This window comes from Nonomuraea lactucae, assembly GCF_003313395.1.
Lineage (GTDB): Bacteria > Actinomycetota > Actinomycetes > Streptosporangiales > Streptosporangiaceae > Nonomuraea > Nonomuraea lactucae.
In genome coordinates, this window is sequence record NZ_QNFZ01001062.1 from 1 (window position 1) to 10266 (window position 10266).

8 protein-coding genes are annotated in these 10266 nt (G+C 62.4%); 3 read left to right on the forward strand and 5 right to left on the reverse strand.

Annotation, left to right across the window (positions count from 1 at the left end):
- Positions 1-360: 360 nt before the first annotated feature.
- The 4 genes from DQW85_RS42100 to DQW85_RS42115 all read right to left on the reverse strand — a co-directional run bounded on the left by DQW85_RS42100 (position 361) and on the right by DQW85_RS42115 (position 7906).
- The gene (locus tag DQW85_RS42100; protein WP_205315819.1) at positions 361-1896 is read right to left on the reverse strand and encodes a class I SAM-dependent DNA methyltransferase; all 1536 of its coding nucleotides are present in this window, start codon (positions 1894-1896) and stop codon (positions 361-363) included.
- A 35-nt stretch (positions 1897-1931) separates the two neighbouring features.
- The gene (locus tag DQW85_RS42105; RefSeq protein ID WP_162795814.1) at positions 1932-3344 is read right to left on the reverse strand and encodes a restriction endonuclease subunit S; all 1413 of its coding nucleotides are present in this window, start codon (positions 3342-3344) and stop codon (positions 1932-1934) included.
- Positions 3341-6904: a DEAD/DEAH box helicase family protein gene (locus DQW85_RS42110; RefSeq protein ID WP_113705331.1), complete on the reverse strand. Its 3564-nt coding sequence runs from the start codon at positions 6902-6904 to the stop codon at positions 3341-3343. The genes DQW85_RS42105 and DQW85_RS42110 overlap by 4 nt, the downstream gene beginning before the upstream one ends.
- A 267-nt stretch (positions 6905-7171) precedes the next feature.
- Entirely contained in the window at positions 7172-7906 is a 735-nt protein-coding gene (locus DQW85_RS42115) for a helix-turn-helix transcriptional regulator (RefSeq protein ID WP_113705332.1), read from the reverse strand.
- Positions 7907-8052: 146 nt separating this feature from the next.
- Between DQW85_RS42115 and DQW85_RS42120 the strand changes: the two genes are divergently transcribed.
- From DQW85_RS42120 to DQW85_RS42130, 3 genes are all read left to right on the forward strand, one after another.
- Positions 8053-8406: a hypothetical protein gene (locus tag DQW85_RS42120; RefSeq protein ID WP_113705333.1), complete on the forward strand. Its 354-nt coding sequence runs from the start codon at positions 8053-8055 to the stop codon at positions 8404-8406.
- Positions 8390-8887, forward strand: coding sequence for a GntR family transcriptional regulator (locus DQW85_RS42125; protein WP_113705334.1), 498 nt, complete (start codon positions 8390-8392; stop codon positions 8885-8887). The genes DQW85_RS42120 and DQW85_RS42125 overlap by 17 nt, the downstream gene beginning before the upstream one ends.
- A 66-nt stretch (positions 8888-8953) precedes the next feature.
- Positions 8954-9508, forward strand: coding sequence for an HD domain-containing protein (locus DQW85_RS42130; protein WP_240197782.1), 555 nt, complete (start codon positions 8954-8956; stop codon positions 9506-9508).
- Between the two features lie 85 nt (positions 9509-9593).
- Here DQW85_RS42130 and DQW85_RS42135 read toward each other — a convergent pair whose 3' ends face one another.
- On the reverse strand, positions 9594-10223 hold the full coding sequence (locus DQW85_RS42135; protein WP_113705336.1) for a DUF6461 domain-containing protein: 630 nt from the start codon (positions 10221-10223) through the stop codon (positions 9594-9596).
- Positions 10224-10266: the final 43 nt, after the last annotated feature.

The window sequence follows — 10266 nt, forward strand, 5'->3', positions numbered from 1 at the left end:
AAGAAGTAGTCAACTACGAAGACCCGGGGACTTCTACATGGCCATCAGCGGCGACACGCACTTGGCCGTTGACAAGAACCCGCATGTCCGGTGGCAAGTGGACCGTACCGCAGGGCCTCCGAGGCCCGAGGAACGGAAGCCACGCGGCAGCAAGAACACCCTCCTTGGGAGACGGTGGTAGCACCTGTGGCATGCCTGCTGTGAGCTACGTAAACGCCTGTCATCACCCTCGATTCCGAGCCCCGCCGAAGGTACGGGTCGTGAGGAGCCGCGCTGTGATCCCCACCCGCACGGCATCCGATGGCAAGCCGATCCGGAGCGTCGGCGGCCGATCACCCCAACCTGTACGGAGGTGAAGGCTTAAAGAGGAAGCCCGGTATCTGCCTGGATCTCGTCTGCCACAGGTTCGCCCAGAGCCTCGGAGATGGCTGCGAACTCGTTGAGCGCGGCCTGCAAGTCGTCGACGATCTCGCGGGCAATCATTGCTGGAGGTAGCAGGCTATCTGCATCTTCCAGCGCTGGGTCTTTCAGCCAGGTGATGTCCAGATTCACCTTGTCGCGCTTGAGTAGTTCGTCGACTTCAAACATCTTGAATCGCTCAGACTCGACCCGCTCGCTCCGCGGTTTGCCTGGTAGGTACTTGGTGACGAAGTCATCCAAGTGCGCTCGACGCATCGGCCGGGTCTTGAGGGTGAAGTGTTGGCCGACTCGGAAGTCATAAACCCACAGTTTTGTGGTCCAGGGCTGGCTATCAGTTCGTGGGCTCTTCTTGTCGAAGAAGAGTACGTTCGCCTTCACGCCTCCGGCATAGAAAATCCCGGTCGGTAGGCGTAGTAGTGTGTGAACGTCGAATTCCTTGAGCAGCCGCCTTCGGATCGCCTCCCCTGCTCCGCCGTCAAACAGCACGTTGTCTGGCAGGACGACTGCGGCCCGACCGCCAATCCTCAGCACCGACATGATGTGTTGCAGGAAGTTGAGCTGCTTGTTCGTTGTGGTGGAGCGAAAGTCGGTGCGGTCGTACGAGATGTCTTCCTTGTCCAATCGGCCGTCCGAACCGTACACAGTGATTGAAGACTTCTTACCGAACGGCGGATTGGCCAGCACCAGGGATACTCGCTCATCGCCACTGGGCTGCTTCGCCAGTGCGTCGCGCACGTCGATCAGGGATGGGCCGTCGCTTGTGCCGACTCCGTGCAGGATCATGTTCATTGCTGCCAGGCGCGCGGTTCCCGGAACCAGTTCGACACCTCGGATCGCGCCCAAGGACAGATGATCCTGCTGCGTCTTGGTCATCCGGCCCTGGTACTCGCGGGCGATGTATGCGTGCGCAGCGATCAGGAATCCGCCGGTGCCGCAGGCCGGGTCGAGGATCGTGTCATCCGGAGTGGGTCTGGTGACCTCGACGATCGCATTGATCAGCGCGCGGGGGGTGAAGTACTGACCTGCGCCGGTCTTGACGTCCTCAGCCCCCTTCGCCAACAGCCCCTCGTACGCGTCACCCTTGATGTCCACCCCGGCAGCGGCCCACTCCTGCTTGCCGATCAAGTCCACAGCGAGCTTCTGGAGCTTTGCGGGATCTGTGATCTTATTCTGGGCTTTGGCGAAGATCGTGCCAAGGTTTGTATGCGGGTTCTTCGCCAACTCGATCAGAACGTGTCGGTAGTGCCGCTCAAGTTCCTCGCCTTTCTTTGCAACCAAGGAAGACCAGCCCAGGTGCTCCGCCACGAGCCGACTGGGGACATCAGCCAGGTCGTTCTGGAACTGTTCGTCAGCGATCTTCAGGAAAAGCAGATATGAGAGCTGCTCCACATAGTCGATTGTCGAGAGACCATCATCACGCAGCACCGTGCAGTAGTTCCACAGTTTCGCGATCAGCGAGTTTGTCTCAGTCTGCACTACTGCAGCACTCGTACTCGAAGGCATTTCAACTGTCACAGCGCAATCTCTTCCTGAATGCCAATGGGCACGATCGTGGTATTCGGTGGCGAGAGGACTTTCTTGGCGGCAGCGGGCTTCCGGGTGCGGGCTGCTTTTGGCTGGCCAGCGCGTTCGGCGTCGATCCGTTTTAGCAGTTCTGTCGCTGGCTGGTCTGTCAGATCTCGTGGAACTAGTTTCCCAGTGAACGCCGCTTGAAGCAGTGATTTGCGGAGAACGACCGCCTCATGCCGAAGCGCTGAGATGGCTTTTGCAAGACGGTTTGTCTGTGTCCGCCATTCCTGCATCGCAGCTAGATACTCCTGTTGCTTGGCAAGCGGCGGCACAGGGATTCTGATCCCCTTGACCTTGCGAGTGCTCAGAGTATGTAGACCGCTGGTGCTGATCGCAGCTGCACGGATGCTGGCCGAGACATAGGATGAGTTCCATATAAATTCCAGGAATTCGCCATTAACTCGCGGTCCTGGTCTGACTCGAATCAAATGATTCTGGTGAACGCAATCGCGGATTTCGTCACGCCACATCGCGGCGCGTCCTATCTGGTCGGGACTACCGTTACCCTCTACTACGAGCAGATCGCCGGCTTGAAGTCGCCATCGCTCTAGATCGCCGTCAAAGAGCTCGACCTCATGAACGTCTTCAAGATCGAGACTACCGCGCGGCACGTTGGCTACCCGCAGGAACGGAAACTTGTTGGTCGTCGGCTTGCGCTTCGGGTTTTTAAGAATACCGCCCTGCACTTCGGCTACTTCGGCGATAGATAGCTCGCTGCCCTGAGTGGCGGCATCGGTTATCAGGTCGTCGAGCGCAGATTGCCAAAGTGCATCGTTCTTAGAATGCGCCGCCGCGAGGTAATCCACAGCCGCATCAAGCCGAGACAGATGGTCTTCGAGTGCTTCGACGATCCGGCGTTGCTCAGCCAAGGGCGGGACCTGAAGTCGAATCTTCCCCAAGTTCTTCCGTGAGATTCGCTTTCGTGTGGTTCCCGATTGGTATGAAGAAATCTGCTCACGCACGCTAGGCGAATTAAGAGACCACATGAGCCACCTGGGATCGACGCTTTCTCTCCCGGGACGAATAACGCATACATCTACAACAGTAACGGCTGGACGCTTAATATCCGGGTAAATGCATGCACGACCAAGCGGTTCCGGCATGCGTGCAAGAAGGATGTCGCCCGGCTGCAGGAAGGTGCATCGGAGCTCTGCGGCTTTATCAGTAGTTAGCGATCGATCGCTGCGGTCACGAAAAGCGCCATCCCCTACATCGGCAAGTTGGACAAGCCTGACTTCGCCAAGAGGATCTTGATCTTTGCTTTCAACCCAGTCGCCATCCGCAAAAACACCATCTGCAGCAATCAGGTCAGCTAGGGATGCTTCCGCCCAACCGGGCGGCAACGTCTCGCTCAAGCCAGTTCTCGATCCATCTCGGCGATCAGGTCACGAGCGGCGTCCCTGCCGCCAAAGTCGCGGATCAGACCGGCCTGGCCGCCGCGCTGCGTAAAGGGTACGCCCTTGATGTCCTCGACCGTGATGCCAACGCCAATAGCGACGACATCGCGGATCTGCTCCAGCCACCACCGCTGATCAGCAGTGAACTCGGCGCCAGCCTGTTCCTGGCGGGCCAACCACGCGGCGAAACGCTCCTCGATTACGCTGCGGTAGGGCTTGAGCTCGCTGTCCATGCCGAGCTCGTAGCGGATCAGGCTAACCAGATCGGGCAATTCGGCGTTCCCCCGGGGTGAGTCCGTGGCCTTGCCAAGGGTTTCGTAGGCGTCCCACAAGATGTCGGGAGTCCAGACATGCGGCGGTCGCTTGATTCGGGCGGCGAGGTCCTTGAGTTTGGCTAGGGCATCGTGTCCGCCGCCCCGGCTCTCGGTCAGGACCTGGATCGCGGTGATCTCGTCGCGATGCTCCTCTAGGAATTCATGCCAGGACCCGACCATGGAGCCCGCGCGCTCTTCGCGCTGTATCTCGACCAGGCTGAGCACATCGTCCTTGGTCGTCTCGTCATAGGTGATGTCGTGATCGCGGCGAATCTCCAGGATGCGGTCCCGATAGGCCGGGTTTCCGGTGAGCGGTGCAATCGCGTCTTCGACCAACTTGCGGGCCGCAACCGCACCACCTTCCAGACGGGCGTTCTCTTGAGCGTCGGGGTCAATGGCTCTGACGATGCCGCGGGCAAGCGCGACGATCGGGACCCCACCACCGACGGTGGCGAGTTCTTCACGCTCTTCAGGAGTGATCTGCTGATTGAGCCGAGATAGACGGCCTGCCAGCGCAGCGGCCTCGGTGACATTGATTGCCTTGGTAGCGCACTTCTTGAGCAGCTTTTCCAAGCTGATCTGCTTCTCGGTGGCGGACATCAGCGGCTTGGAGTCCACCAATGGGGAGTCCGTCACTCCCACCGCGTCAAGCAGGATGAATCGAGTCTTGGAAACCTGATCGTTCGCTCCGGGAGTCACGTCGCGCAGCTCTTCGGCGTCAAGAGTCCGCGCACCCCGACCCTTCATCTGCTCGAACAGCACCGCGCTGCGAACCGCACGCAAGAAGATGACGCATTCCAGAGCACGGACGTCGGTACCAGTGGCGATCATGTCGACGGTCACGGCGATGCGCAAGGCGGCGTCATGCCGTAGATCATTGATCAGGGTATCGGGGTTCTTTCCTGCGGCCCGGACCTTGTAAGTGATCTTCGTGGCGAATTCGTCACCCTGTCCGAAGACCTGTTTGGCGAGGTCGAGCACTTCCTCGGCGTGGTTGTCGTCCGCAGCGAAGATAAGGGTCTTGGGCAGCACCTCACGGTCAGAGAACCAGCGTCTCCAGTTGTCACGGTAGGTCGTAAGCACCGTACGAATGTGGTCTTCGGCAATGACCGTGCGCCCGAGCTGCCGGTTGTTGTACACGTAGTCGTTGTCGAGCTGCTCTAGGCGCTGCGCGCGTGTCCTGCGGTTGCGGACCTTGACCGTGGTGCCCTCTTCGATCAGCGAGCCTTCTTCGCCGATTTTCGTTGACAGGCGCACTACGTCAAAGTCGACATTCACCCCGTCCGCGACAGCCATCTCGTAGGTGTACTCCGAGACCAGGTTCTGACGGAAGAAGCCCAAGGTCTGCTTGGTCGGGGTTGCGGTCAGCCCGACGACGTGCGCGTCGAAGTAGTCGAGTACCCCGCGCCAGAGCCCGTAGATCGAGCGGTGGCACTCGTCCACCACAATCAGGTCGAAGGACTCGGGCGGGACCCGCGGGTTGTATTCGACGCTGACCGGGGCGTCTGTCTCATACTGAGCGTCGGTGTCCTCCGCCGCATCATCCGCCGTGTCGTCGTTCACCACCGCTTCGCCCCGCAGCAGCGCGTACATCTTCTGAATCGTGCAGATCAACACGCTGGAGGAATCCTGGATGTGGTCTCCTGCCAGACGCTCGACGTTGTACAGCTCGCTGAACTTCCGTCCGTCGTCCGGGGTGACGTAGTTGCGGAACTCCCCGAGAGCCTGCCGGCCTAGGTTGTTCCGATCCACCAAAAACAGCACCCTGCGGGCCTTGCCATGCTTGAGCAACCGGTAGGTCTCGGTCACGGCGGTAAACGTCTTACCGGCGCCGGTCGCCATCTGGATCAGTCCACGCGGCTTGTCACTGGCAAGGGAGGCTTCGAGGCCGGTGATGGCCTCGACCTGCGCGGGACGTAGCCCGCTGGTCTCCAGAATCGGCAGGTGCTTGAGTCTGGCCCGATAGGTGGGGGCCTCCGGAAGGTCGTCGGCCTCCCGCATCCACTCGGCAAGAGTTTCCGGGCGGTGGAAGGAGAAGACTTCGCGGGTGCGGGCTTGCGGATCAAGGCGATTGAGGAAGACCGTCTCCGTGCCAGTGGTCGCGTAGCGGAACGCGAAGGGCTCCTCCCTGCGCCAAGCCGCGAGAGAATGCTCTTTGGGAGCGTCGGCGGCGTAGCGGGCGTTCTGGGCCTGGGCCGCGCTCAGGGTTTCGCCTTCGCGCTTTGCTTCGATCACCCCGACGATCTTCCCGTCCACATAGAGTACGTAGTCTGCCGTACCGGATGCGAGACGGAACTCTCGAACGGCGACGCCACATCCGGCAATGGGATTGAGGTTCCTTACGTCCTGGACCAGCCAGCCAGCCTCGGCCAGCTTCTCGTCAATCACCCGCCGGGCCTGTACCTCGTTCAGCGGCGCGGGACGAAGCGCGCGTTCCACGATGGTGGCTCGGTCGGTCGAAGAGACCTTCTTCGGGTCCGTCTTGAGCGCGTTGAAGCTCGCCTGCTGGGCGGCGCGGAGCCGCGACAGCTCGGCCAGCAGCGCCTCGTTCTGCGCTCGCAGCTCCTCATGTCGAGACTGAGCCGTGGCGACCATGGAGTCGGCCACGACCCGTGCACGTTCATGCTCCTGCGCGAGATCGGCGACCTGATTGAGCTTCAACTGCGATTCGGTGAGGGCTGCTCGGTCTGCTTCTAGGGCCTTGCGGAGCTCGGTGATCTCGGCCGGATTCACCAATTCCGGCTCGACTGGCGGAACAAAAGCGGTAACTGTTCGGTCCCCCGACAGCGCTCGGTGAAGCCAGACCCCCAGTTCCCATGCGACCCGAATGCCTTCCAAAGCTCGGGACGTGTCGAACATGTGCCGGTGGGTCGCCTGATTGCCTGTCTGGCGCAAGGTGTCGAACGCCACGCGCACGGGCGGGGTCAGCATGCCCGCGTTGGCCAGCGCCGCGACACGGTGCACCTGATGGTCCCCCGACACACGCAGACCCGCGCGGGTGATCAGCTCCTCGGCCAACACCTCCCCGAACTGGCGAGTGTGAACCAACGCGGCATTCGAGTCGGTGAACACAACCGCTTCGGCTTGGGCGCCATAGAGCGCAAGAAGCGGATTATGAGTGAACAACCGCCCAAAGTTCGCAGAGGAACGCGCCAGATCAGCAAGCCGCTTGTCCACATCGCCCCAATCACCGAACCCCGACATTTAACGTCCCGCAAATCATACGCAACACTTTGCGCAAACCTGATGCCTATGACATCGCATAGCTGGCATTCGGTTTGTATTATCGGGAGTTTCAGGTCATCCGAAAGTGCGCATGATTGCGTGGGCGGCGTTGGCCGCGACCGGCCGCAGAGCCGCAGCGCGGCCAACGTCCGCCCGACGCGCGCGGGGCGCCGCAGGCGGCTCGCGCCTTGATGACGTACAGAGAAGTTGCTTTCTGATCTTGCTTCTTTCTGACCCGGTGCTGTGTCAGCCTTCCTGGTGGACGAGCTGGGCGTCATCCCACACTCTCTGGAAGCTGGCGAGGTAGGCGTTGGCTGGGCCGTCTTCATCAGTCCGGCGCAAGTGCATGACGAGAGCGTCAGCCGCTGGTGTGGCGTAGGCGTGGGTGTTTACCAGGAGCTCGTTGTCGGCGCGGTAGATGGAGTTGTACAGCACTGTGCGGTGCAACCGGATCTCGACGCCCTGGACGCCCAGGAGTGGCCGGTAGAGCGTGAGTGCGTTCGTGATCCGTGCGGCCATTACGCTGCTGCCGATGCCTTCATCTGCTCCGCGGCAGGCGACTTCGGGGCTGTCTGGGTCGCCGAGGAGGATGCGGACATTGACGCCCGTGCTGGCGCGGCTTGTCAGGATGTCGAGGAGGCCGCGGTCTTCGGCGAGGAAGAGGGCGCTGTAGGCGAGGATGCCGATCTGTGCCGTCGCTCTTTGGAATAGGTTGCGCCACACCCTGTGGGGGACGCACCAGCGGTGTGGGTAGATCGCTTCGACGCCGTCGGTCAGATCTTGATGCCGTTGGGCGACCTCAGGCCAGAGGTCTGCCTCGTCGACGTGGAGGAGGTCAGCGAGGGCCCATCGGTGGCGAGGGTAAGGGGTGCGGCCCTTGAGCCAGCGGGCGACGGTCTTGGGGTCGACGGCTAAGGCGGCGGCTACGTCGGTCGTGGTGAGCCGGGCTGCCGCCATGGCGTAGCGCAAGTTGTTGTTCATGGGCTCCGCCTGCTCGAAACGGTCTTGTGCAGCGACGTTAACATCAGACGTCCCCAGACGTCCCTAAGTTGTGGTGTTCTCGCCCCCGTCCTCGGGGTGAACCTCGACGCGTACACCGAATCGGGAGCGCGTCAGGAGGAACGAGGATGCCGACGAGCAAGACAGTCAAAGAGCAGCAGCGGGCGTACGCCGAACGGCTGCTGACCGCACTTGGCAGGGAGCTGGCCGTGCGGGAGATCACGGCGGTGCTGGTGGTGGCGCAGGACGGGCGGCCGGCCTTGGACGTGACCGACAGCCGGTGCCGGATGCGGCGGGTATTTGTGCAGCTGCCGTTCTGCTGGTTCTACTGGGGCGATCAGGGCGACGAGCGGGTGTCCTTCCTGCAGATGCCCGCCGCAGTGGACCGGATCGTGCAAGCCGCCCGCGAGGGGTGGCGGGAGGGTGAGCAGGGCGAGCTCAGTATTGATCTGAGCAAGATGATCGATGCCCACCGCGGCTGACACGGTGGCCGGCGAGCGGTGGTTGACCGGGGGGCGGGTCTACACGCAGATCGCCGACCGGCTGCGGAAGCGGATCGCCTCGGGGGAGTTCCCGCCGGGCAGTGCGCTGCCGTCTGAGGCGGCGTTGGGCCGGGGCTTCGGGGTCGCGCGCAACACGGTCCGGCGTGGGCTGGCGATCCTAGAGGACGAGGGGCTGCTGGTCACCATCCCGTCCAAGGGGCGGGTGGTGTGCGGTGCCGGGGCGGCGGCGCCGTACCGGTATCAGGTGATCGCTGCTGAGCTTCGCGAGCAGATCCAGCGTCGGCAGCTCGCTGCGGGTGCTGCTGTGCCGAGCGAGGCCGAGTTGCGGCGGCGCTTCGCCGCTTCGCGCAACACGGTGCGGCAGGCTCTGGCCGTGCTGGAGCGGGAGGGCCTGGTCGTGGCCGAGCACGGCCGGGGACGGTTCGTCTGCGTAGAGCGCGAATGCCGGGCGGGAGAGTGAGACGTCCTGGGACGTCTCACCTCCCGTATAGGTGGGCATGGGTCCCTGATGTCTATCGTGTGGCTCGTGGGACAGGTTGAGTGGGCGTACGGGCTGGCGAAAGACTTGCTGGCGACCGTGTTGCCCCGGCGGTGGGCGCACACGCAGGGGGTCGCCGAGCGGGCCGAAAGCCTGGCTCCGATTTTCGGTGCGGACACCGATGCGTTGATCGCTGCCTCGCTGTTGCATGACATCGGATACGCCCCGGACCTGGTCGACACGGGCATGCATCAACTCGATGGCGCCCGGCACTTGCGGGATGTGGCCGGTGCCGAGGGTCGGCTGTGTCGGCTGGTGGCCTACCACTCGTGCGCGGACAACGAGGCGCGGCAGCGGGACCTGTTCGACGTGCTGGCGGCCGAGTTCGACACGGAACGGCCGGACCTGGCTCGGGCTTTGACCTACTGCGACATGACGACCGATCCGGATGGCCGGCACCTGGACGTGCGGGATCGGCTGGCGGAAATCCATCTTCGATACGGCCGTGACCATGTGGTGAGCCGCTCGATCACGGCGGCAACGCCGTGCATCGTGTCCTCCGTCCGGGTGGTAGAGGCGGCGCTGGAGCGTGCACGACGCTGATGCGTTGCTGCCGAGTGGCAGAGCCTGCGTAGATGGTTATGGCAATGATGCCCCAGCCGGCCAGCACCCCTCTGGCCAATTATGGTTAGCGCTGGGAGCCGACAACACCGCCCAGTAGCGGTCCGTGCAACACTTCCTGGGACAACACAACGCCGGTTAGCCGGGCTGCGAGCGTCAGTGCTCCGTTCACTGTCGGAAGAATGGGGATGATGTCTTCGTCCTCGCCGTCGTCCTCGTCTTGCGGGACGTAGTCTCCCGGGACGTATGTGGGATCGAGGCCGGCCTCCCGCATCACGCTCAGGAGGCGATCCGGATCGCTGCCATACCGCCATCCGGGTTTCCTCGGATCGAAGGAGGTCAGCCGCTCCCCGTCGATGGCGTACACGAACATGTCGTTCGCGTAGTCGTGTCGCAATACGGATACGACCTCCGTTCCGGCCGACAGCGCTCGCAAGGCATCGGGCTCTGTCGCCTCGCTGCCGTTCCGCTCGATGAGAACGACCCAACCCACAAGACGCCCAGCAAGAACCGTGTGAGGGAACAATCCCTCGTCCATCAGTTCCTGGTAGCTCAGCGGCCGGATGCTCTCCTCGGAGGCACCTAACCGCCGTAGTGCCTCTGCATCATCGAGGTCTCGCACGAAGGTCAGACACCACACGTCGCCCAGCTCCCACCCATGGGCAAGCCAGTCGACATCGGCATAGGTGATCTCCACTCCAGCGCTCCTCGTCCGTATCCGCACTCCGATTGGGAAGAGG

What these genes read in the sequence shown, in the direction of transcription:
- DQW85_RS42125 (WP_113705334.1), top strand. Translation starts at nt 8,390, where the DNA reads ATGCCCACCGCGGCTGACACGGTGGCCGGCGAGCGGTGGTTGACCGGG.
- DQW85_RS42120 (WP_113705333.1), top strand. Translation starts at nt 8,053, where the DNA reads ATGCCGACGAGCAAGACAGTCAAAGAGCAGCAGCGGGCGTACGCCGAA.
- DQW85_RS42110 (WP_113705331.1), bottom strand. Translation starts at nt 6,904, where the DNA reads ATGTCGGGGTTCGGTGATTGGGGCGATGTGGACAAGCGGCTTGCTGAT.
- DQW85_RS42115 (WP_113705332.1), bottom strand. Translation starts at nt 7,906, where the DNA reads ATGAACAACAACTTGCGCTACGCCATGGCGGCAGCCCGGCTCACCACG.